12 protein-coding genes and 2 pseudogenes are annotated in these 23,431 nt (G+C 71.5%); 8 read left to right on the top strand and 6 right to left on the bottom strand.

The window, feature by feature from the left end; genetic code table 11:
- The first annotated feature begins 50 nt into the window (after nt 1-50).
- The 4 genes and pseudogenes from ABT245_RS33715 to ABT245_RS33700 form a co-directional block, all read left to right on the top strand.
- Complete coding sequence (locus ABT245_RS33715) at nt 51-554, top strand: hypothetical protein (protein ID WP_351741180.1); 504 nt, start codon at nt 51-53, stop codon at nt 552-554.
- Between the two features lie 224 nt (nt 555-778).
- Nucleotides 779-1,249, top strand: coding sequence for an AAA family ATPase (locus tag ABT245_RS33710; protein WP_351741178.1), 471 nt, complete (start codon nt 779-781; stop codon nt 1,247-1,249).
- The gene (locus ABT245_RS33705; RefSeq protein ID WP_351741176.1) at nt 1,243-5,358 is read left to right on the top strand and encodes an aKG-HExxH-type peptide beta-hydroxylase; all 4,116 of its coding nucleotides are present in this window, start codon (nt 1,243-1,245) and stop codon (nt 5,356-5,358) included. The genes ABT245_RS33710 and ABT245_RS33705 overlap by 7 nt, the downstream gene beginning before the upstream one ends.
- A gap of 32 nt (nt 5,359-5,390) precedes the next feature.
- Nucleotides 5,391-5,678: pseudogene (locus ABT245_RS33700) on the top strand (diadenosine tetraphosphate hydrolase); the annotation flags it as partial.
- A gap of 252 nt (nt 5,679-5,930) precedes the next feature.
- Here ABT245_RS33700 and ABT245_RS33695 read toward each other — a convergent pair.
- The 4 genes from ABT245_RS33695 to ABT245_RS33680 form a co-directional block, all read right to left on the bottom strand.
- The gene (locus tag ABT245_RS33695; protein ID WP_351741173.1) at nt 5,931-6,842 is read right to left on the bottom strand and encodes a pyridoxal-phosphate dependent enzyme; all 912 of its coding nucleotides are present in this window, start codon (nt 6,840-6,842) and stop codon (nt 5,931-5,933) included.
- Nucleotides 6,843-6,856: 14 nt separating this feature from the next.
- Nucleotides 6,857-13,732 (bottom strand): non-ribosomal peptide synthetase/MFS transporter, encoded by a 6,876-nt coding sequence (locus ABT245_RS33690; protein ID WP_351741171.1) that lies wholly within the window; start codon nt 13,730-13,732, stop codon nt 6,857-6,859.
- Nucleotides 13,733-13,757: 25 nt separating this feature from the next.
- A complete protein-coding gene (locus tag ABT245_RS33685) occupies nt 13,758-14,741 on the bottom strand; it encodes an aldo/keto reductase (protein WP_351741168.1) in 984 nt (327 codons plus the stop codon).
- A 64-nt stretch (nt 14,742-14,805) separates the two neighbouring features.
- Nucleotides 14,806-18,099 (bottom strand): non-ribosomal peptide synthetase, encoded by a 3,294-nt coding sequence (locus tag ABT245_RS33680; protein ID WP_351741166.1) that lies wholly within the window; start codon nt 18,097-18,099, stop codon nt 14,806-14,808.
- A 196-nt stretch (nt 18,100-18,295) separates the two neighbouring features.
- Here ABT245_RS33680 and ABT245_RS33675 point away from each other — a divergent pair, with 196 nt between their 5' ends.
- Both ABT245_RS33675 and menC read left to right on the top strand, forming a co-directional pair.
- Nucleotides 18,296-19,090 carry a hypothetical protein gene (locus ABT245_RS33675; RefSeq protein ID WP_351741163.1) on the top strand — a complete coding sequence of 265 codons (795 nt, stop codon included), beginning with the start codon at nt 18,296-18,298 and terminating at the stop codon, nt 19,088-19,090.
- Nucleotides 19,087-20,196, top strand: a complete 1,110-nt coding sequence (gene menC / locus ABT245_RS33670) for an o-succinylbenzoate synthase (RefSeq protein WP_351741160.1) — start codon at nt 19,087-19,089, stop codon at nt 20,194-20,196. Before ABT245_RS33675 ends, menC begins: the two co-directional genes overlap by 4 nt.
- 1,126 nt (nt 20,197-21,322) lie before the next feature.
- Here menC and ABT245_RS33665 read toward each other — a convergent pair.
- Nucleotides 21,323-21,943: a TetR/AcrR family transcriptional regulator gene (locus tag ABT245_RS33665; protein WP_351741157.1), complete on the bottom strand. Its 621-nt coding sequence runs from the start codon at nt 21,941-21,943 to the stop codon at nt 21,323-21,325.
- A 222-nt stretch (nt 21,944-22,165) separates the two neighbouring features.
- On the opposite strand from ABT245_RS33665, the gene ABT245_RS46280 reads away from it, so the two are divergent.
- The gene (locus ABT245_RS46280; RefSeq protein ID WP_502982245.1) at nt 22,166-22,366 is read left to right on the top strand and encodes a hypothetical protein; all 201 of its coding nucleotides are present in this window, start codon (nt 22,166-22,168) and stop codon (nt 22,364-22,366) included.
- An 84-nt stretch (nt 22,367-22,450) separates the two neighbouring features.
- Entirely contained in the window at nt 22,451-22,756 is a 306-nt protein-coding gene (locus tag ABT245_RS33655; protein WP_351741155.1) for a hypothetical protein, read from the top strand.
- A 440-nt stretch (nt 22,757-23,196) separates the two neighbouring features.
- Here ABT245_RS33655 and ABT245_RS33650 read toward each other — a convergent pair.
- Nucleotides 23,197-23,431 (bottom strand): annotated as a pseudogene (locus ABT245_RS33650) (hypothetical protein); the annotation flags it as partial.

The raw sequence follows: 23,431 nt of genomic DNA, 5'->3' as shown, positions 1-23,431 counted from the left end.
CAGCTTCCACAGCAAGGCTCTGTGGCCAGTCAGGGTTCGGCGCTACCGTCGTGGTGGGCATCCGTTATTCGGGGGAGGACAAGATGGTCGATGAGGTGTTACTGGCACTTGCCGCGACCGGCGGTACAGCCGTGGTCACGGCGGCCGGTACGGACACTTGGGGCGGACTGCGTCAGGCGGTGGCACGCTGGTTCGGCCGGGACGACGCGGAGCGCGAGCGGGCCGCATTGGGGCGGCTGGACCGGACTGTGACTGCCTTGCAGTCTGCTGAGCCCGCTGAGCTGGAACGGGCTCGCCTTCGTCAGGAGTGGCAGGCCCGCTTCGAGATGGCGTTCGAAGCTCTGGACGGCGCGGAGCGCGAGCAGGCTGCCATACGGTTGCGTGAGGTGCTCGCGAGCCATGCGTCCCCGGGCGGCGTGACTTCCGGACCCGGCAACCTGGTCGTCGGCGGCGACGCCAGGGTGCAAGCCGACAGAAACTCGATCGCTGCGGCTGTGATCAACGGAGGTGCCCGGATCGGCCCCCCTTCGCAGCCGGATCCGTCCCAGGGCTGAACGGACCGGCAGTTGAAAGCCCACCACCCACCAGGCCGCTTCTCCCTGCGGACGAACTGACGAACGGCACAGTGCGGGCAGACCGAGGCAGCTTCTCCATCGGCACCATGGCCGCAGGCGCTCAGGTCACCTACAACAACGTCGAGCAATGGCGGTGGGCGCCCTCTCCGGGCCAAGCAGACACGCCGCACTGGCCCTCGCAGTCGGCGACATCGCTCTCTGCGATGAGCATGCCCTTGGCCGTGCCGCAACGCAGGGTCGCGCCGGAGCGACTGCGGGGGCGCGAGGAACTGGTGGCCGAACTGACCGGCGCGCTGAGGCGGCGTGCCGAAGGCGACCCGGGAATGTCGGACGTGTGGTTGCTGTCGGGAATGGGCGGGTGCGGCAAGACGACGGTCGCGCTGGAGACGGTTCATAGGCTTGCCGGCTCCTCGATTCAGGTGTGGTGGGTGTCGGGAGCGGACGGCGAGGGCCTGTCCGGGGCGCTGCGCGCGGTGGCGTTCGCCGCGGGTGCCACAGCGGCCGACTTCGCCGGGGCCCACCCTGCGGACGTGCTGTGGAAGCAGCTCAATGCCCTCACCTCACCATGGCTTCTGGTCCTCGACAACGTCGACGACCCCGCGGCGCTGGCAGCCGTACCGCCGAGGGCGTCGGATGGCTTCGCAGGCCCGCGCGCCCCTGGGGGACGGTGCTGATCACCAGTCGCGAGTCGCGCGCGGAACGCTGGGGGCACTGGGTACACATGGCCGACGTCGGCCTGCTCTCCTGCGAGGACGGCGCGCAGATGCTGTGTGACTGGGCGTCACAGGCGGGAACCGTATCCCAGGCCCGGGAACTCGCCGAGCACCTCGGGGGCCTGCCACTGGCGCTCGACCTCGCAGGCTCCTACCTTGCGCGGGCGCTCGACGACCCCCTGCCATCGCCCTCGACGCCTGTGACCTTCGCCGCCTATCGCCGCAGCCTCGACGTACGCCTGGCCGACATGGCGACCGATCCGGACACGGACCTGGGGCTGGCCGAGCGCAGCCGCCGGGCGATCACGAGCACCTGGGAGCTCTCCCTCGATCTGCTGCATCGCCAGGGCACCGGCCTGGCCCGGCCCCTTCTGCGATTGCTGTCCGCCCTCGGCCCGGCCCCCATTCCGTACCAGGAACTGCTCGATCCGGACCTGCTCGCCGAGAGCGAGTTCTTCGGCGCCCCGACGCAGCCGCAACTCCGGCAGGCTCTGAACGGTCTGGCCGGGCTGAAGCTGATCACCATCGAAGTGACGCATGACGCCTCGGGCGTATCCGACGGGGACCCACTGAGATGGATCACCATCCACCCGATGGTCCGGGCCGCAAGCCGCGCACACGCCGACTTCGCCGCGCAGGCCCTGTCCATACTCCGTCATGTCACAGCTTTTCTGCATCGGGTCACCAACCCCTTGGAGGCCGGCGACCCGACGCACTGGCAGGCGTGGCGGGCGATCGCACCCCACGGTGCCGCTGCTCTCCTTCTGCTGTCCGCGTACGAGCGCAGCCTCGACGACGAAACGGATGCGGCCCTGGTCATCGCGGCCACCGAACCTGCCGTGGGCACTGCCGAGTACCACATTTATGTGGGCATGTACGGCGAGGCCGTCACCGAACTCGAATCCGCCTGCGAGATCACGGCGCGTCTGCTCGGTGACGAGCATGCCGCCACGATTGCCGCCCGGTTGCAGTTGGCCCGGGCACTGCGCGAAAAGGGGGACCTCGCGGAAGCGGACGAACTGTACCGAGACCTCACGGACATGGGCCAACGCAGTCTGCCGGATGCGCATCCGTACCTCCAGTCGGCCCGGACAGGCCGGGCACGCACGCTGCAGGAACTCGGGCGTTACGAGGCCGCCGAGGCAGAGTTGCAGGCGGCGCTCACGATGCGTCGACGCAACCCGGCGGCCGGTGAGCGGGGCATCCTGCGTATCCAGCGCGACCTGGCAAGGCTCGCACACAAACGTGGGCACCTCAGAAAAGCAGTCAGCGAGTTGCGCGACGTCCGAAGGCTGACCCTGGACCTGGCCGGGGAAACCGACCTGGACACGTTGGCCGTGGGAGTGAGCCTCGCGCGAGCCCTGCGCGACGCGGGACATACCGAGGAAGCCGAAAGCGTCGCCGAGGATGTCGTGTGCGCACATCTCAAGGTGCTGCCACCTGATCATCCTTACGTGCTCGCCGCCCGCCACGAGCGCGCCCGCATGATCCGGGACCACGAGTCGGAACCCGAATCTCTTGAGCGGGCGAGGGACGAGTTCACCGAAATCTGGCGAATCAACGAGCGCCAGTTCGGGCCGGATCATCCGGACACCATCGCCGCCCGGCACGAACTAGCGACCGTCTGGCATCTGCTCGGCCGCCCCGACCTGGCCGCCGACTCTTTCCGGGCCGCATTGGAGGCCGGTAAGCGTCGCCTGGGCGACCACCATCCCCATGTCGCCATCTGCGCGCAAAACCTCGCCATGGTGCTCACTGAACTCGGCCAGCGAGCCGCTTCCCTGCCCGATCCGGGCGCCACTCGCGACAACCTTGACGATACAAACCCAGGTCGAGGAGCCACCCCCGCGAGGAACCCGTGGCAGGTCCGGAGTCAGCCGGCGCTCGCCCCCCATGATCTGACGGAGTCATCACTCAAAGAGGCCCTGTCACCCCACCGCCACCACGACGGTGCTTCCCCTGCCACGGCAAGACTCCTGGACCGGTTCATCCGGCCCCACCGGACCAATTCCTCGGGCGACGAGCCAGGCGGGGACTATTCCTCAGGAACCAGCGTGCCGAACAGGCACCCTTTACAGCCGAACCGTGCCAGGCCGTCCACGCGAACCTACCGCCCCTCACCCGTTCCCCCCTTCGAGCAGAAAGACCTGACACCTGGGTCCGAGCCCTCCTTCCCCAGCCCCGACGCCATAAGAGCCCTCGCAACCGGTGAAGAGGACCCCGCCCTGATCGCACGACTGCGGGCTCACCACCGCGGCGTCCGTGCGCTGGCTCTGGGTGAACTCCTGCGCCGGACAGCAGCGACCACAACCGACCATACGGACATGGCCCCGATGGTTTCGCAGGTACGGGACCTCTTCCTGCGGGCCGATCTCGCTGATCCCGAGGCAGTCACCACGGTTCTGCTCCACCCGGCCGTAGGCAGGTGGATGAGCCGGGCGCTACGAGCCTTCGATTCCCTCCAAGACGGGCCTTCCGCACGATCCGACCCGCCGTCCGCCGACCTTGCGCACCTGCACGCTGTCGCAGCGGCGGCGGCCATCAGGGCCGGACTTGTGTTCACTCTCCCCGTCCGACTGCGCGGCGGCGTTGCCTTCCTGCCCACCCTCGGCACCGCGGACCTGCGAACCGCCGGGACCGCCACGGCGCACGTCGTGGCGACGAACGGCTCAGCCGTGGTCTTGAGCGCGCGCACCGAGGTGCGGCTGCCGAGCCCTGCCGAGCGCACTCCCCATGGCTGGCTCCCCACGCACCGCATGCCGACAAAGCCCATGGGGCCCGGCCACTTCAACCTCATCCTGGACGACCAGGATCCCTACCGGGAGACGGACGGCCCTGTGGCGCCGTCCCGGCTGAACCTTGCAGAGGTCGCCCATTGGCAGCAGCTGACCCGAGACGCGGGGAACCTGCTGGAACGTACGGACCCTCGGCAGGCCGAAGCAATGGCGGCGGCTCTCACCACCCTCACGCCACGGCCGGCGACGTCCGGCGGAGCGGTGAACTCCACATCGTCCACCGATGCGTTCGGCGGAGTTGTCCTCACCACCCCCTCGGATGCCGTGGAACTCGCCGTCACCCTGGTCCACGAATTCCGACACATGAAGTTGAACGCAGTACTGGACGTCATGGACCTGTATGGCGACGAGGACGAAGAATCGGAGACTGCGTCTTACTACGCGCCGTGGCGTGACGACCCGCGCCCCCTGTCCGGCTTCTTCCACGGAGTCTTCGCTTTCTTCGGCGTGGTCGATTTCTGGAGGCGACTCACCTGCGAGGCGACGGGCGACGCGCTGCGGCGCGCCCAGTTCCAGTTGGTCCACTGGCGCATACAGACTTGGGACGCGTACACCGTATTACGCTCCTCTCCCCATCTGCCCAGCGCAGGACGGGATTTCACGGCCATGATGGGCGAGAGCGCCACGACCTGGACTGACCATCCTGTCCCGCCCGACGACGTGACGACGCTCGCCACAGAAGCCGTGGTGGCCCACCGCTCGCGATGGCGGCTGCATCACCTGCGTCCTCAATCAGCCGCTGTGGCGGAACTCGCCGAGGCATGGTCCGCCGGCGCGCCTCAACGGCCCGACCGGCCTGTCGTCAGCGCACTGCGCCCCGACCATGCCGTGCCCGTTCTCCACGACTACACGGCGCTGCTGTGCCGAGCAGCGACCGACCTGTCCGGTCTGACTCGGTCGGCCACTGCCCCCGGTGTCCCGGGGCCGTCCCAAGAGGTTGTCGACCCCGCCGACGCGGCTCGCCTCCTGGGTGAGGTCGACTCGGCACGCCGTCTGTCCGTCGACCAGGTGACACGGTGGCCACAGCGGCACGTGCCCTGGATTCGGCTTGGACTCGCCTTGCGCAGGACCGGTGCCGTGGGGTCCTCCGGGGACCCCAGCACCGCTCTGGCGGCGCAGTCACTGACCCACCGTCCGGAGGTCGTCCGAGCCGTCCACGCCCGCGTCGCCGCGGTCACAGGCACGCCACCGGACCCTGTCGCCCTGGCGGCGTGGCTCGGCCTCCCGGACGGCGCCGCCGATCTCCCCGGCATGCCCACGGCAGACGCGCCCTGACTTGGCTCTGTCGCGGACCTTGAGAAGCTCTGTTTCTGTCCGACATGGACCGACTCGGGGAAGCGGTTGAGCGGGCCTGTCGACAGCTGGACCCTGATTTCCGCCGGGTCAACCCGGAGATCCTGAGGAACACTGATCCCTTCTTGCCTGCCCATGTCCGGCCGCGCTTCGAAGGGGAGCCAGCCGAACTGGTGGGCAAGCCGGTGTGGCTGTATCCGCGTGAGCGGTGGAGTGACGAGCGGTTCAGACTCGGTCCGCAGCACGATGTGCTGCGGGATGCGATCGGCAGCGAACCGGACCGGTTGCGTTCGATGGACTGACGGTGTGGGCCCGCCGACCGTCAGATCGGCGGGCCCGGTGATCAGTGACGGTCCGTGGACGTCACGGAGTCCTTCGCAGCGCAACGATGTCGGGGACGGCCGTGGGGACAGAGGGGCGGGCGGCTTCCGGGGGCGCCAGAAGCGCGACGATGGTGACCGGTCAGAACTGCCGGCAGTTGGCCGAGCAGGCGGGCCATACGCGGCCTGGGCCGATACAGCGTCCGTCCCAGGCAGGCTCTGATCAGGGAAGTGTCAGTGGCGGCCCGACAACAGGACGACGTGGTCACCACCGGCGGGGACGGTCCGGGCGTGGGCCAGCAGTCCGGCGAGCGCGGCCGAGCCGGCCGGGGAGGGCCGGAGGCCGTAGCGGCCCAGCAGGGCTTGCGCCGCGAGCAGTTCGTCGTCGTCCACGGCGTGCACCGTGCCGCCTGAGGCGGCGATCGCCGTCATCGCGTCGGGCCCGTGCAGGGCGTGCCGGTTGACCAGGGGCTCGTTGTGGTCCGTTGTCACGATTTCGGCGGCCGAGAGCACGCGGTACGGTCCCGGCCAGCTCACCACGACGGGGTTGTTGCCGCGGGAGCCGACGCCGTGCAGCGCGACCGGCCAGTCCAGCGCGAGCAGCCGGCGGTGGGCGGCGGCGACGGTCGTGCCGTTGCCGAGCGGAATCCACAGGGAGACCGGTGCCCCGCCCAGTTGCTCGTACAGGGCGTCCACGACCGTACCGTGTCCCTCGGCGATCGCGTCCTGGTAGGGCCCGTCGACGTTGCCGTCCGCGGCGCCCTCCGCGGCGGCCAGGCGGTGGGACTCCTCGACCGCGTCCTCGTAGTCCCCGGCGACGAAACGTATGTCCGCCCCCGCCGCCGCTGCGAAGGCCCCGCCGTCGCCCCAGTCCGCGGGCAGTACGACCGTGCAGCGGGTGCCCGCCGCCGCGCACGCTGTCGCCATGGCCCGCCCGTAGCTTCCGCATGATCCCACGACGATCCGGTCGTGGCCCTCCGCGAGGGCGCGGGCGACGACCGCGCGGGCCGCGGGTTCCTTGTGGCTGCCTGAGGCGTGGTGTGTCTCGTCCTTGAGCAGCACCCGCGATCCCGGCAGAAGGCCGTCCGCGCTGATCAAGGGGCTCGGAGACGGATCGACGGGCGTGGCAGTGGTCGGGGGGAGCACGGAATGGGTTCCTTTCACCGGGTGTGGGCACCGAGCAGTTCGTCGGCCTGCCGCTGGAGGTCGTCGCGGGTACCGATCTCGGCGGGGGGTACGGCGTCGGGCAGTTCGTCCTCGATCAGCCGGAGCCGGTCGTTGAACCAGCCGCGGACGGCCCACGCGAGTTGCAGCAGCCCGCTGAGGACGATCAGTGCCGCGAGGCCGCGTCCCGGGCCCTCGGACGCGAGCAGCGGCTGGACGTACCGCTCGGCCAGCGGGCCGACGACCAGGTAGCCCAGCGGCATCGTCAGCATCATCAGGGTGATGAACAGGGACAGGACCCGGCCCTGCAGTTCGAGCCCGACCTTGCCCTGCACGATGGCGATCCAGTGGCCCTCCGCGAGGGACTCGCCGAAGCCGACCAGGAACATCCCGGTGACGATCAGGGCCGGCGCGGTGGAGATGCCGACCAGGACCATCGCGAGACTGCCGATCCCCATCGAGACGAGCATCCCGTGGCTGCGCCGGGCCGTCCCGCCCCACAGCCCCATCACGACACTGCCGGTGAGTCCGCCGACGCCGCCGGCCCCCAGCGCCACCCCGAGCACCGAGGCGGGCTGTTCCACGAGGAGCATCGGGGTGATCACGGCGAAGCCCAGCGTGTAGAAGGCGTGGTCGATGACGAAGAACCGGAGCGCGGCGCGCAGGCCGGGCCGGCGGGCGATGTAGCGCCAGCCGTTGCGGATCTCCGCCCCGAAGCTCTCCTCGCGGCGGCGGAACATGAGGTTCGGGAAGCGGACGAGGAGCAGCGTGAGCGCTCCGACGGCGAAGGTGCCCATGTCGACGAGGAGCACCCCGCCGATGCCGATCGGTTCGATGAGCGCGGCTCCCAGCATCGGGGAGAACACCAGCCCGACGCCCACGCCGAGTTGCCCGATTCCGCCCGCGTGACCGAGATAGCGCTTCGGCACCAGCTGTGCGACCGCCGCCAGGTAGGCCGGCCGCTGGAACGCCCCGGCCACCGACGTCACTGTCACGGCGAGATACACGTGCCACAGATGCAGTCCGTCGCCGAGCATCAGCAGGGCGAGGGCCGCCATCGCGAGTCCCGCCGAGCTGTCGCTCGCCAGCATCACCTTGCGCCGGTCCCACCGGTCGGCGACGGCGCCGGCGACCGGCCCGGCGACGATGCCGGGCAGCAGACCGATGGCGTTCACCACGGCGAAGGAGGTGATCGAGCCGGTCTGCTGGAGCACCCAGATGCTCAGCACGAGTGTGCTCAGCCCGCTGCCGATCATCGACAGGATCTGGCCGAACGCGACCAGCGCGAACTTGCGCAGATCGGGCGTCGCGCCGGCGCGCGGGGCCCGCTCGGTGTCGGGACTGTCCGCCCCGGTGGACGGCCGCCGCTCGTCGGAGACGAAGCCGGCCAGGGCAGCCGCGAGCGGCTCCGCGTGGCTCTTGAGGAAGAAGTGTCCCGCCTTGGGCAGTACGGCGAGGCCGACGCCGCCGTCGGTGAAGTGCCGCCATTCCGCGTGGCGTTCCTGGTAGTGCTCGGTGACCCGGTCCCGGGCACCGACGACGGCGAGAACCGGGGCCCTCAGCCGCCGGAACCTCTCCCGGTACGCGGCGGTGAAGTACTCCTCGGCGTCCCGGGCGTCGTGCCGGACGTTGCGGAGCACGAAGGCCTTCTGCTCCTCGTCGTCCAGATCGGTGAACCCTCCGCGCGCCCGGAGATAGGCGAGGTATTCGCGGTCGTTGGTGAAACGGTCCACGGGCACGTGCCGGTAGATCCAGTCGAAGAGCCGGCCGGGCAGCCGCGCCGTCGGGAACCCGGCGCCGAGCGCGACCCCGGCCAGGGGTACACCGGCTTCCTCGGCGCGGCGCGCCACCTCCACGGTGAGCGCCACGCCCAGACAGTGGCCGTACAGGACGACGGGGCCCTCGATCGACGACAGTTCGGCGACGATACGGTCGGAGACGACGTCGATCGGCTCCAGTTGCTCGTCGGGCCGGGAACGGTCGTGGCCCGGCAGCTCCACGGCGCGCAGCGCCCAGTTCGCGGGCAGGGCGTCGGCGAGGGGCTGGTAGGCGACGGCGCTGCCGCCGGAGTAGGGCACCGCCACCACGGTGTGTCCACCGGTGGCGGGGTCGGCGTCCGCGGCGGTCAGCCGGTGCAGCAGCCGCTGACCGGCGGGCGCGGTGTCCGGGCGCGTGTCGAGGTGTGCGGCCAGCCGACGGACGGTGGCGTGCTGGTAGAACTCGACCAGTGCGAGGGCCGGGTCGATGCGGCGCACGGCCTTGAGGGCGGAGAACGAGTCGCCGCCGAGGGCGAAAAAGCTGTCGTCGATGCCGGGGTCGGTGGTCCCGAGGACCTCCGACCAGATCGCCGCGATGCGCTTCTCGGTGTCGGTTTTCGCCGCGGCCCCGGCGGACCTCGGCGCCGCCCCGGTGGGGGCGGGCAGACCGCGCCGGTCCAGCTTCCCGTTCGGTGTCAGGGGAAGGGCGGGCAGTGTGAGGACGCGGGCGGGGACCATGTGCGCCGGCATCGCCACCGCGAGCGCCTCCCGGAAGGCGGCCTCGTCGGTGTCGGCCCCGTCCTCGGTCACCACGTAACCGACGAGCTGCGTGATGCCGCCGCTCGGCCGGTGCGGGGCCACCGCGCACGCCGCGACGCCGGGCAGCGCGCCGAGCGCGGCCTCCACCTCGCCCAGCTCGATCCGGTATCCGTTGATCTTGACCTGGTCGTCGATCCGGCCCAGGAATTCGACCACCCCGTCCGCGCGGAACCGTGCGGAGTCACCGGTGCGGTACATCCGGGCGCCCGGTTCGACGACGAACGGGTCGCGCACGAAACGTTCGGCCGTCAGATCGGGCCGGTCGTGGTAACCGGCGGCCACGCCGGCCCCGCCCAGGTACAGCTCGCCCACCACCCCCGCGGGCACCGGCCGGCGCTGCGCGTCCAGCACGTAGACCCGGTTGTTCGGGAAGGGACGCCCGATCGGCAACGGCGCGTCGTCGGCCAGGTGCCCGACCGGACCCTCGAAGTAGACGTTGTCGACGGTGACCTCGGTGACCCCGTACGAATTGACCACGCGGCCGTCCGGGCCGACCAGGTGCCGCGCCCGTTCGTACTCCTTGGCGTCCCACTTCTCGCCGCCGCCGATCAGCAGGTCGACGAACCCCAGGTCCTGCCCGGAGCGTTCGGTGTGGTCGAGGAGCGCGCGCAGCACCGCGGGCACGAGTTCGGTGCAGTTGACACGTTCGGTCGCCATCAGCGCGTGCAGGCCGGCCGGATCGAGCAGGGTTTCGCGCGCGGCGACCACCAGACGGCCACCGCTGAGGTGCGCCCGCATGGTCTCGCCCACGGACATGTCGAACGAGAAACTGGCCGCCTGCAGATACGTCCATTCGGGCCGCAGCCGGTAGGCCCGCTGCCACATGCCGGCCGCGTGGACGAGGTTGCGGTGCGTGACGACGACGCCCTTGGGCCGGCCGGTCGAGCCCGACGTGTAGATGACGTACGCCGGATCGTCGGCCGAGGAGAGCAGGGGCAGATCGCTGTCGTCGTCGGGGAGGCCCCCCGCGAGGTACTCCGCGTCGACCACCACCGTCGGCCCGCTGTCGGCCAGCATGTACTCCCGGCGGTCGCGCGGATAGGCCGGGTCCAGCGGCACGTAGGCGCCGCCCGCCTTGAGCACGGCCCACATCGCGGTGAAGAGGCCGACACCGCGGTCCAGGACGATCGCCACCCGACGACCGGGTCCGACCCCCTCCAGGCGCAGCTTGCGGGCGAGCCGGTTGGCCCGGCGGTTCAGCTCCGCGTAGCTCAGGGTGTCGCCGCCCACCGTGAGCGCGGGTGCGTCGGGTGTCGCGGCCGCGTGGCCCTCGAAGAGCTGGTGCACGGCGGTGGCATCAGGCACCGGGGCAACGACGTCGTTCCAGTCGTGCAGGATGCGCCGGTGTTCGTCGTCGGTGAGCATCGGCAGCCGGGTGACCGGCGTGTCCGTGTCGCCGAGCGCCGCGTCGAGCAGGGTCAGCAGGTGGTCGAGGAACGCCTCGACGCGTGCCGGGTCGAGGACTTCGGCGGCGTAGTCGGCGTTGAGGACCGCGCCGTCGGCGGGGAAGTCGAGGCCGAGCGCCAGGTCGACCATCGTGGCGGCCGGCGGCAGCTCGCCTGCGTAGCGCAGGATCGGGTCGTCCGTCCCCGGGGTGTTGTGCACCGTCAGCATCACCGGGCTCAGGCGCTTGGCGGCACCGGGCCGGCCGAGCGCGTCCACGAGGTCGGGCAGCGCCAGCCGTTGGTGGTCGAGGTCGCCGAGGACGGCGTCCCGCACCCGCGCGACGAGTTCGTCGAAGGACGGCTCACCCGTCACGTCGCCGCGCAGCGGCAGGACGTTCAGCGCCGGTCCCACCAGCGCGGCCGGCTCACCGGCGGACCGCCCGGCCACGGGGGCCAGGACGGTGACGTCGGTACGCCCCGTGTACCGCCGCAGTACCGCCTGGAGCCCGGCGAGGACCACCATGAACAGGCTCGCCCGCCGCTCGCCCGCGTAGGACGACAGCCGGTCCAGCAGGGCGGGATCGAGCGGTCGGACGACCCGCCCGGCGGCGTAGGACGGGGCGGCCGGGCGCGGCCGGTCGGTGGGCAGTTCCAGGTCGAGGCTCGCGCCGTCGAACCGTGTCCGCCAGTACGAGACGAGCGCCGCGTCGGTCCTCGCCCCGGCGCTGCGGGCGGCGAGATCGGGCACGGGGGCGGCCGGCGCCAGACCGGGTACGGCACTGAGGTCGGCTCCGTCGCGCGCGGCCCGGTACAGCACCGCGAGTTCCTGCCCGAACACCCCTGCCGACCAGCCGTCGAACGCGAGGTGGTGCACGACCAGGACAAGTTCGTCGCCGTCCAGGAAGGCGTGGGCGACCGGGCCGTGCCGGAAGTCGACGCCGCCGCGGTCCGCCGTGCCCCGCGTCAGGGGCAGGCATGCCGGGGGATCGACGACCATGCTCGGCTCGGTGCCGTCGTCGGGGAACCGCGCTCGCAACAGCGGATGGCGCCGGGCCAGTTGATCCAGCGCTGCGGTCAGCGCTGCGACGTCGACCGGCTCGGCCCAGCGATAACGGATGCCGAGCGTGTACACCGGCAGGTCGGCGCACAACTGCTCGGCGATCCAGTAGTCCCGCTGCATCGGACTCAGCGGGTGCGGGACCTGCTCGGCCAGCGTCGCGACGGCGGCGTCGTCCGCCACGCCCGTCGCGGCCTCGATCACCCCGGCGAGCGCGGCGACGGTCGGGTCCGCGTACCACCTGGTGAGCGTCAGCTCCGCGCCGTGGCGCAGCCGCAGGGCCGCGATGAGACGTACGGCGTCCAGGGAGTCGCCGCCGAGGGCGAGGAAGTCGTCGGCCGGGCCCGTGACGGTGACGTCGAGGACGTCCTCGAACAGGTCGGCCGCCTTCCGTTCGCCCGCCGTGAGCGCGACGTCCGTGACGTGGCCCGGGGACGCTCCCCCGGCGAGTGCCGCCTTGTCGATCTTGCCCTGGGGCGTGAGGGGGAACCGCTCGTGCCGGACCAGAACGGCCGGGACGAGGTGGGCGGGCAGGACGTCGGCGAGGGCACTGCGCAGCGCGGACAAGTCGGTCCCGGCGCCGGTGACGAGGTGGCCGACGAGCCTGGCGCGGCCCGTGCGCCCGTCGACCAGCACCACGGCGTCGGTGACGTCGTCCAGTTCGCGCAGCGTCGCCTCGACCTCCGCCGGTTCGACCCGGTGGCCCCGTATCTTCACCTGGTCGTCGAGTCGGCCCAGGTACTCGAGCTGCCCGTCGGCGGAGCGGCGCACGCGGTCCCCGGTGCGGTACTCGCGCCCCCGGCCCGGCGTCGTGACGAACTTCTCCGCGGTCAGGTCGGGGCGGTTGAGGTAGCCCTCGGCCACCCCGATGCCGCCGATCAGCAACTCGCCGTTGTCGTCGATGCGGCAGGTCACCCCGGCGTGCGGGGAGCCGATCGGCACGATGTCCCCGGACCACTCGGTGACGTCCGCGGCCGTTGCGCCCACCGTGGTCTCGGTCGGGCCGTAGGTGTTGAACAGCCGGGTGGCACCGCCCACCGCGGCCTGCCAGCGGCGCACCGCGTCGGGCCGCGCGGTCTCGCCACCGATGATCACGCACCGCACGCCGGCGGGCACGGCGGTCTCACCCCGGTCAAGGGCCGCGACCAGCTCGTGCCAGTACGCGGTCGGCAGGTCCAGCACGGTGATGCCGAGCGCGTCGCAGCGGGCGAAGAACAGGTCGGGCCTGCTGATCATGTCGTCGTCGCGCAGCACCAGCGTCGCGCCCCGCAGCAGCGGACAGAAGATCTCCTCGACGCTGGTGTCGAAGCTCATCGAGGCGAACTGCAGCAGCCGGTCGCCCTCGGCGATGGCGAACCGGTCCGCGAAGACCCGGGTGAAGTCGTGCAACTGCCGGCGTCCGACCAGGACGCCCTTCGGACGACCCGTCGAACCCGAGGTGAAGATGACGTACGCGGGATCGTGCTGCGGACGGCTGTCGTCGAGTGGCAGCACACCGTCGGCCGTGACCAGGGCGCGGGGCCGCGTCTCCTCGACCATCATGGCCAGGCGCGCCGGGGGGTAGGCCGGGTCCAGCGGTACGTAACCGGCTCCGGCCCGCAGCACCGCGAGCATCGCCACGACGGCGTCCCGGCCCCGCGGCAGGCGGATCCCGACGAGGTCGCCCGGCCGCACGCCGGCGTCGGCCAGCCGGTCCGACGTCTCGGTCACCAGAGCGAAGAGCGTCTCGTAGTCCAGCTCACCGGCTGGGTCGGCCAGCGCCACCGCTCGCGGCGTCCGGGCGGCCTGGGCGGCCAGGGACGACCAGACGTCGCCGTCCACCGCGGGACGGGACGCCTCGTGGGTGTGGATCACCCGGATCACCTCACTTTCTCGGATCTCACATCGACCAGTGCGTCGGACGCCGGTCCCAGCGATGGGCGCGCAGCGCTTCGAGCAGATCCGCGGGCAGGGGTTCCGACCCGGACACGCTCATGTTCGAGCGCACGTGGGCGGGGCGGCGCATGCCCGGGATGACCACGGAGACGGCAGGGTGGTGCAGTACGAACCGCAGTGCCAGCTCCGGCAGCGTTCCGCCGTCCGGGACGAGACCGCGCAGCGCGTCGACGCGTTCGACGGTCGGCGGCAGGTTCTCCGGTCCGAAGTAGACGGCCCGCCAGTCCTCGGGCGGAAACGTGGTGTCGGCGCTCAGGGTTCCGGTCAGGGACCCTTCGTCGAAGGGCACCCGGGCGATGATCGCGATGTTCTCCTCGACCGCACGGGGAAACAGTTCGTCCTCCGGCGCCTGGTCGAAGACGTTGTAGATGACCTGGACGGCGTCGACCAGACCGGTGTCGAGCGCGGCGAAGCAGTTCGTCGGCTCCCAGCGGTTCACGCTGATCCCGAACCCGTCGATCAGGCCCTCCTCCTTCAGCCGGGTCACGACCCGCTGCCAGGCCGGATCGGCCGCCCACCGGTCCTCCCAGACGTGGAACTGCAGCAGGTCGATCCGGTCGACGCCGAGGTTGTCCAGGCTGCGGCGCGTGTATTCGAGGACATGCCGGGCCGGGAAGACGTCCTCCAGGGTGTCCTGCGGGCCCGGCGGCCAGGCCCGGTTGAGCGGCGGGACTTTGGTGGCCAGCCGCAGACCGGCGCCCGGATGACGGCCGCGCAACTCGCCGAGCAGGCTCTCGGACTTGCCGCGGCCGTAGACCCAGGCCGTGTCGAAGAACGTGCATCCCATGCCGACGGCGAGGTCGAGGGCGTCCGGCGCGATGTCGTAGTCCCATCCGGTGAATCCGCCGGGGCCACCGCCGATCCCCCACATGCCGTACCCGACCTTGCCGACCTTCCAGCCCAGCCGCCCCAGAGTGCGCCGCCTCATCGGCGTCCGAGGCCCTTCGGCCGGGGCCGCGGGCGGGTTCGACGTCGCGGTCGCTCGTTCCTGGTCATGCACGGGCTGGCTCCTTGGGGCGGGTGTTCGACGCGGTGAACAGCGCGGGGTTGTCCTGGAGGAGGTTTTCGAGCACGTCACGCAGGCCGGCCTCGGTGTCGGCGAGTTCGCCGGCCCGGTGCTCGACGACGGCGAGCAGCATGCCCAGTTCGACATCGCCGGCCGCCGCGGCCTCACGCAGCTCGGAGAGGAAACGCAGGCAGGAGACCCGCTCCGCGTGCGCGCCGGCCAGATCGCCGAAGTGCACGCTGCCGGGAGTGAACAGGTGCAGGGCACGCCCTCGCACCGTGGGATCCTGTACGGCGTCGACGATGGCCCGTGCGACGGTGTCGACCGGGCTGCAGTCCGACCGGATCTCCGCCCGCGGCACCGACCCCAGCCGCTCGAAGGCGGTGAGCAGCAGATGGGTCAGGGCGTTCGGGTTGGGCACGGCGACGTCGCGGGAGGGCATCAGCTCGCCCAGGCGCAGCACGGTCACGGGCAGGTCGGCGGCGGCGTGCAGGAGCCGCTCGGCCACCCACTTCGACAGGCTGTAGCCGCTCGACGGCGGTGTCACACCGGTGACATCGATGTCAGCGGGCACCGGGCGGCCACCGGCCATCGCGTGGTCGTACAGGACCCCGAGGGTCGACACGTGGTACAGCGGGATGCCGCCGGCCTCCCGGGCGAAGCGGATCATCTCCGCGGTGCCCAGGACATTGGGCTCGCGGTGCATGCGGTAGTCGTACAGGAGGTTGACCAGCGCCCCGCCGTGGAGGACCAGGCCGCAGGCCTCGGCGAGGGACCGCCAGTGGAAGGACGTCAGCCCGAACCCGGGCCGGGCCAGGTCCCCGGTGACCACGACCGTCCGCGCCTCGTGCTCGGGGCGCGCCAGCCGCTGCGCCGACAGAGCGGACAGCAGGCGGTGCCGTGCGTCGGAATCGTCGCGGCCCCGCACGAGGCAGTACACCGTCAGGTCGGTGCGCTCAAGCAGTTCGTACAGGAGCCGGGTGCCCAGGAAGCCGGTGGCGCCGGTGAGCAGTACCGCACGCGCCGCCCGGCCGCTGTCCCGGTGGCTGTGTCGGGGTTCCGGTGCGGCCGTGAGGGCGGCGAGGTCGGTGGCGACCAGCTCGGCCGGGGTCGGCACGGAGCTCTGCCCGCGGCGAGCGATCAGCCTGCTCAGGCCGTTCGCCGTGGGATGGTCCACCATGTCCCGGACGCCGAGGTCCACCGTGAACCGGTCGCTCAGCTCGACGGCGGCCGTGATCGCCTGGAGGGAGTTGCCGCCCGCGGCGAAGAAGTCCTCGTCGGCGGAGAAGTCCGGGCGTCCCAGGGCGGTCCTCAGGACGGTCAGCAGGGGATCGGCGTCGTCGGTGGTGGGGGGCTGAGGGCCGGGCCCCTCGGCGCGGGCCGCCAGGCGCCGCCGGTCGATCTTTCCCCCGTCGGTCAGCGGCATCTCGTCGACGACCACCACGCGCCGGGGTGTGCTGCCGCGCGGCAGCCGCTCGCGCAGATGGGCGAGCACGCACTCGGCGCTCGCCGACCCGGTGACGACGAGCACCAGCTCCCGGCCCGCGGCGGATCCGACGACCAGCGCGACCGCCTGACGGACCCCCTCACAGGCCAGGGAAACGGTCTCGATCTCGCCCGGCTCGACCCGTACTCCGCCGATCTTGATCTGGTGGTCGATGCGCCCGCCGAAGTGGAACCGGCCCTCGGTGTCGATGTGCCCCAGGTCGCCGGTGCGATACGTCCGCCCGAACCACTCGGAGCTGAAGAACCGCTCCGCGGTGCGGTGCGGCTGGCCGTGGTAGCCGGCGCCGACGCAGGCACCGCCGATGAGGATCTCGCCCGTCGCCCCGGGCGGCACGGGCCGGCCGTCGACGTCGACGACGACCGCGAAGCAGTTGTCGATCGGCCGTCCCAGGGGAATGGTGTCGCCGTCGTCGGCGCCCACCTCGTGGAAGATCATGCCGATCGAGGCCTCGGAGGGCCCGTAGGCGTTGCTGACCCGCAGCCCCGGCAGCAGTTCCCGCAGAAGGTGCACGTCCTGAGGGTTGATCTGCTCGCCGCCTATCACGAGGTGCCGCAGCGAGCGCAGCCGCTCGATCGTCGCCGGACGGCGCCTCAGGAGGGTCAGCAGGGCGCTCAGCACGGCCGGGACGAAGTCGGTCACCGTCACGGCGTGGGTCTCGATGAGATCGATGGTGTGCTGCAGGTCGAGATGCTCGCCGGCGGTGGGCACCACCGTCGCGCCACCCGTCGTCAGCGGCCAGAAGATCTGCCAGAACGCCGAGTCGTACGTGTGCCGGGTGTTCTGCAGCACCACTTCGCCGCTCGGCGGCGAGTCGAACCAGCGGTTCATGAACGCGAGCCGGTTCACCAGGCCGCCGTGCAAGTTCACCGCGCACGAGGGGACGCCGGTCGTACCGGAGGTGTACACCCCGTAGACGACGTCGTGCGCCGCCGGGTCGGGCAGGTCTTCGCTCGTCGGCTGCCCGAAGCCCGCCGTGACCTCCACCTGGACCGCCCGGGAGCGATGGGCGGGGGGAACGGCGGCGGGGTCGGCGCACAGCACCGGTCCGTCGAGCGCGTCGAGGACGTACTCGATCCGACTGGAGGGCCAGCGGGGGTCGACGGGCACATAGCCGATCCCGGCGAACACGGCGGCGGCCCAGGACACCGGCAGCGCGAGACCGTCCGCCACGAGGACGGGCAGCAGGCCGTCCGCACGCGGCACCATGGCGCGCAGCCGTGCGGCCAGGGCGGTGGAGTGAGCGAGGAACTGCCGGTAGGTCAGGGTTCCGTCGGCAGCGTGCACCGCGACGGCGTCGGGACGCTCCAGGGCGACGGACCGGATCTGTTCGGGGATACTGCGGTAGGGGCCGTGGTCCGCACCGGTTCCCGCGAGCGGACCGAGCACCGCCGACTTCGTGGCCTCGGACAGCGCGGCTGCCTCACGGAGGTCGAGCGCCGGATTCGCCAGGACCGAGGAGAGCAGTTCGGTGTGCATCTCGGTGACGGCCGACACGGCGCGTTCCCAGGGGTCACCTGGAGGGCACTGTAAGTGCACGGACAAACGGCCGAGAGGGTCCACCCGCACGTGGGCGACGGGGCCGGCGGCGCCGTCCGACGCGTCCCGCGTGTGGACGGCGACTGTCGTCGCGTCCGTCGCGGCCGGGGACAGGCCGAGATCCCGGTCCAGCCGTCGAGCGACTTCCGCCAGTGTCCGGACCGCCGCGTCCGCGAGAGGGACCTCGGACGGGTCGAGCACGACCTGATGTCGCCGGGCCCCTCGGTTGAGGTTCATGACGCCCAATCAAGTGAAGCTTGGCAGCGAAGAATTGGCCAAAGGTTGACGGTTTCTTGAAGTTGTCCTGAATGATGATCTCGGACCCTCCGCGGCGCCCTTGCCGGGCCGATGATGGTGAGTCGTGGACACAGGTGCGGTGGCAGACAGGGCACGGGCGAGCGCGACACGAGCGGCCCGCAGGTCGGGCGTACGGATGCGAGCGCTGGATTCGACGGAGCGCAGCCGAGCCTGCGAGCGGCTGCTCAGCGAGGTGTGGCAGACCGGTCCTGACCACCCGCCGCTCGCCGCCGACGTCGTGAAGGCGATGGCCGACGCGGGAAGCCACGTGATGGGCGCGTTCGACGCGACCGCGGGCGACGGCGACCTTCTCGGCGCCTGCGTAGGCCTGTGGGGGCCGCCCGGACACCCCGCGATGCACAGCCACATCGCGGGCGTCCACGCCGCCGCCCGCGGACGTGACGTCGGCTTCGCGCTCAAACTCGACCAGCGGGCACACGCCCTGGAGAAGGGCGTCGAACGGATCACCTGGACCTTCGACCCGCTCGTCGCCCGCAACGCCCACTTCAACATACGCAAACTCGGCGGCACCGCGAGCGAGTACCTCACCGACTACTACGGTCCGCTGTCCGACGGCCTGAACCGCGCCGACGCCTCGGACCGGCTCATGCTGCGCTGGGACCTGACCGCCGAGCGCGTCCGGGCCGCGTGCGAGGAGAACGCCGCTCCAGGGCCCGCCGCGCCGCCCGCGAAGGCCCTGCTGGCCATTGACGGCGACCGCCCGGTCGCCCGGCGCGCAGGGGAAGGACGGGTCCTGGTCGCCGTACCGCCCGACATCGCTCTCCTCCGCACGCGGAACCCCTCCCTCGCACGGGACTGGCGCCTGGCTGTCCGCGACGCCCTCGGCACCCTGCTGGCCGGTGGCGCCCGACTCGTCGACTTCGACCGAGCGGCCTGCGGCTACGTCCTCGCCCGGGGTGAGGGACGATGAGGATCGAGCGCGTATCGCTGCACCGCGTCTCCCTGCCGCTGGTCGCCCCGTTCCGCACGTCCCTGGGCACCGAGTACGAGCGCTCGGCACTGCTGGTGCGGGTGACGGCGTCGGACGCCGAGGGCTGGGGGGAGTGCGTCGCGGGCGCCGACGCCAGCTACTCCCCGGAGTACGTGGAGGGCGCCGAAGACGTCCTCCTGCGCCATCTGGTGCCGCCGCTGATGTCCGCCGAGGACGTCACCGCTGCCGCCGTCGGACCGCTGCTCGCCGGGGTCAAGGGCCACCGGATGGCGAAGGCCGCCCTGGAGACGGCGGTCCTGGACGCCGAACTGCGCTCCCACGGGATGTCGTTCGCGGCCGGCCTGGGCGCCGTCACCGACCGTGTGCCGAGCGGCGTGTCGGTCGGCATCATGGACTCGGTGCCGGAACTGCTCGACGCCGTCGCCGGCTACCTGGACCAGGGCTACGTGCGGATCAAGCTCAAGATCGAACCGGGCTGGGACATCGCACCGGTACGCGCCGTCCGGGAGCGCTTCGGCGACTCCACACTTCTCCAGGTCGACGCCAACGCCGCCTACACGCGGGCCGACACCCGGCACCTCGCCGGCCTCGACGCCTTCGACCTGCTGCTGATCGAGCAACCACTCGACGAGGAGGACCTCCTCGGGCACGCCGCCCTGGCCCGGAACCTGCGCACCCCCGTCTGTCTCGACGAGTCGGTCGTCTCGGCCCGGTCCGCCGCCGACGCCATCGCACTCGGCGCGTGCGGCATCGTCAACATCAAACCCGGCCGCGTCGGCGGCTACCTTGAGGCCCGCCGCATCCACGACGTCTGCGCCGCGGCCGGCGTACCGGTGTGGTGCGGCGGAATGCTTGAGACGGGCCTCGGCCGCGCCGGCAACACCGCGCTGGCGGCGCTTCCCAACTTCACGCTGCCCGGGGACATCTCCGCCTCCGACCGGTACTACACGACCGACATCACCGAGCCCTTCGTCCTGCGCGAGGGACACCTGACGGTCCCGGCCGGCCCCGGCCTCGGTGTCGCGCCGATCCCGTCGGTGCTGGCCGAGGTCACCACGGCGGTGCGGGAGGTGCGCCGAGACTGACGGCGGCGCGGTGCGAGGGCCGGGCACCGCGCCCGAGGCGACGAGGTCGAGGTGGGAGTTCATGTCCAGCTCGAACCGGCCGTTGGCATTCATGTGTGTCCGGAACAGCAGGGACAACGCCCGCCGTTCGGCGTCGGTGAGCCGCTTCTGTCACGTAGGGCGGTGGTGTACTTCACGATCTGGTCGTACTGCTGGCGGATCAGGTCCCAGCATGTGGGCGAAGGCGAACCCGACGACGGAGGCCCGTCCGCCCCGAGCCGGAACCAGGACCGGACCGTGCCGATCCCGGCCCGTCCGTAGCCCCGGCCACGGCGGCCGGGCCGGTCGTGCCGGTGGCCTGGCGGGGAACCGGGCGGGTCGGGGCCGGCGGTGTGTGCGTGCAGGTCTGCCGGCTGTCAGGTGCGCGGGCCGCCCGGCTGGGTGCGCCAGGCCGGCATGCCGCCGGAGAACCCGGAGCGGAGCCGCGCTGTGATGCGCAGTGCCGTGGTCGTGACGAGGGGGAAGGAGGGTTGAACCGGTCGGTGGCGATGCCGTGGCCGGGGGCGCCGTTCACGGGGTGCCACTGGCCGTCCGTGGCGAGGTACTCCAGCCGCCAGGACTCGGGGACGCGACAGGCACCGTGGCCGGTGTCGTCGTACCAGTACACCGAGACCGCGTTGACGCGGACGGGCTCGTGCAACGGTCGCCGTCGAAGGAGTCGGAGACCGGGATCTCCACCCGTGCCGCCGGGGGAAGGCCGTCCTTCCAGGGGCCGCGGGCCTGAAGGCGCGGGTGCATCAGGTGCCGGGCGAGGGCTTCGGCCGTGCCGCAGCGGGTGGTCCCGCACCTGCCGGCGGTGTCGGGGATGGGCCACGTCCCGGGGCTGGCGAAGGTGAGGACCCCGGGTCTGGCGAAGGTGAGGACGTCGCCGTGCTTGCGGGGCTGCCGACCGCGTGGGGTGGAGCGGCGCTCTCCGGCATCGCGGGGCATCACCCCGGTCCGAGCGCGGTCGGCCGACCAGCTCGACGGGCAGGTCTGCCAGGAGGCAGACGGGGCGGGTGACGTCGTAGCCGGTGTCCAGCACGATGAGAATTCCCCGGTCACCAGAGGACATACACCGGGCTCTGCGCAGGCCGGACGGCGGGCGTTACGCGGGCTCGCTGCCCGTCCGAGCCGGAGCGGGTCGTGCGAGGCCCGCGAGGAGGACGTCGACCATGTGGCGGGCGCGGTAGTCGGGGAACGTCCCCGCTCCGATGCACAGGTTGCCGACGGCGATCATCAGGTCCAGGGGGCGTACGTCCGTACGCGTCTGGCCGGCGTCCGCGGACGCCCGCAGCAACTGATCGAGCACCGGGACCAAGCGGTCGACGAACTCGGCGTGCAGGCTTTCGTAGCCTGCCTGGTCGGATTGCAGGGCCTCGGCCAGGCCGTGCTTGGTGACCAGGAAGTCGGTGAACCGGGCCACCCATGACCGAAGGGCCTCGAAGGGAGTTTCGGGAGTCCGGCCGGGAGCGGTGGGCTGTGGCGCGGCGAGCGCGTCGAGTTGGTGGCGGAAGACCGCGACGACCAGGTCGGACCGGGTGGGGAAGTGGCGATAGAGGGTCCCCATGCCGACGCCCGCCTCCGCGGCGATGTCCCGCACCGGCGCGTCGATCCCGGCGCGCACGAAGACGGCCGCGGCGGCGTCGAGAAGGGTCTGCGCGTTGCGGCGCGCGTCCGAGCGCTTGCGCCGGCCGGCCACGGCCTGCGGCGAGTCAGCCGATGACACTGCGGGAACCTCCAGCCTCGCCAAGCGGAGCGATGCTTCGAACATTGATGTGGAGTGTTGCTCCGATTGCATCATGCCAGACCATGGCGCATTCCGGCCGTCACCCGTGTCTGCTGAGCAACGCCGGCGCGCCTGCGGGTTGGGAAACGAGACGACCGGCGTCTTCGGATCGTCGCCGACAGTGTCACGCATGCGGCACCCGAGCGCGGCGAGGACGTCCGGGTGCGGGTCTCGGCGCCGACGACAGGCCGCGACCGGCCGGTCATCGTCTTCTCCCACGGCAAGACCCTGTCACCTGACCATCTCCTGACGGCCCGCCTGACCGGCGCCGGCCGGCCGCACCTGTCCGCGCCGCACCCCGGGACACGGGCGCGACCGCTGCGTCCGATCGACCGGCGCCGCCTGGACGGTGGCGAGCGCTGACGGAATGGAGGGTGGCCTGCTGCTGGCGGACCCTCGGCGACCTCCGCGGCATGGCGCGCTCGACCCGCGCCGGGACTCCACCGCGTGGCGCTCTGCTCACCAAGCTGCGAGACCGGCAGAAACCCGGCTGAGATCACTCGATCCATCGTCCTGCCCGTCGTCTGCTACGACCGGCCCCAGCACACCCGCCACACCATCCGCGCGGCGCTCGACGGCGGGTTCAGCCACACCGTGCTCGAACTGGGCGCGCCCTACCCGACCGGCGTCGCACGCTGGGTTGCCGACACCGTCATCGTCCCCCTCGCCGACGAGATCACCGCCCCTGAACCGAGGAATCGCCGATGGCCAGGAAACACCCACCGCTCGACCCGGAACTCGCCGCAGTGCTGACGGTCGTACACGAACACCTGTCACCGACCATCACCGCCGAGGACATTGCGGAACTGCGGGCCAACCCCATGTTCGCGGTCCCCGACGAGGACCTGACGCGCAACGGGACCGTCCGACTGCAGAACCTGTCCGTACCCGGTCCGGCAGGCGCTCCCGAGATCTCGCTGCTCGTCCTCAGACCGGTGGGCTTGCCGGCAGGGGTGCCCGTCTTTTACTACATGCACGGCGGCGGCAGGATCATCGCCTGTCGTCGCCGAGTCCCTCCTGGACCGACTGATCAACGCCGGCCACCAGGTCATCATGAACGGCCCCAGCCACCGCCCCCGCAAGCGACCCAGGAACCTCGCGGACAAGCCCGCTGAACCTGCCATCGAGTAAGCCGACACCGGAACGGGACCGGGGCGGGAGCAAATCTCCCACCCCAGCCGGTGGCGCCGGCCTCAGGACGGAACGACGGTATAGCTGAGGTCCTGGGCCGTGAGCGAGACGGGCGTCAAACGCAGCCACACCGTGCCGCGTTCGCCCGGATCGTCATAGAGATAGCCCACAAACCGGTCATCCCACAGAGCCTCGTCCGCTCCTAGTAGGGCTCCGTTAGGTCGGTGTGGTTCTGGCTGATCGGTGTCTGGTTCGGGTGTGGGGCAGGGGCTGGTGGCAGGTGGCGCAGGTGCCGGT

Origin of the sequence: Streptomyces sp. NPDC001508 (assembly GCF_040298665.1) — a bacterium.
Lineage (GTDB): Bacteria > Actinomycetota > Actinomycetes > Streptomycetales > Streptomycetaceae > Streptomyces.
The sequence above is the reverse complement of the archived record's forward strand: the minus strand, read 5'-3'. Positions and strand labels throughout refer to the sequence as shown.

Excerpts from the sequence above, each read along its gene's own strand:
- ABT245_RS33675 (WP_351741163.1), top strand. The coding sequence starts at position 18,296 with ATGCGAGCGCTGGATTCGACGGAGCGCAGCCGAGCCTGCGAGCGGCTG.
- ABT245_RS33685 (WP_351741168.1), bottom strand. The coding sequence starts at position 14,741 with ATGAGGCGGCGCACTCTGGGGCGGCTGGGCTGGAAGGTCGGCAAGGTC.
- menC (WP_351741160.1), top strand. The coding sequence starts at position 19,087 with ATGAGGATCGAGCGCGTATCGCTGCACCGCGTCTCCCTGCCGCTGGTC.
- ABT245_RS33710 (WP_351741178.1), top strand. The coding sequence starts at position 779 with ATGAGCATGCCCTTGGCCGTGCCGCAACGCAGGGTCGCGCCGGAGCGA.
- ABT245_RS33680 (WP_351741166.1), bottom strand. The coding sequence starts at position 18,099 with ATGAACCTCAACCGAGGGGCCCGGCGACATCAGGTCGTGCTCGACCCG.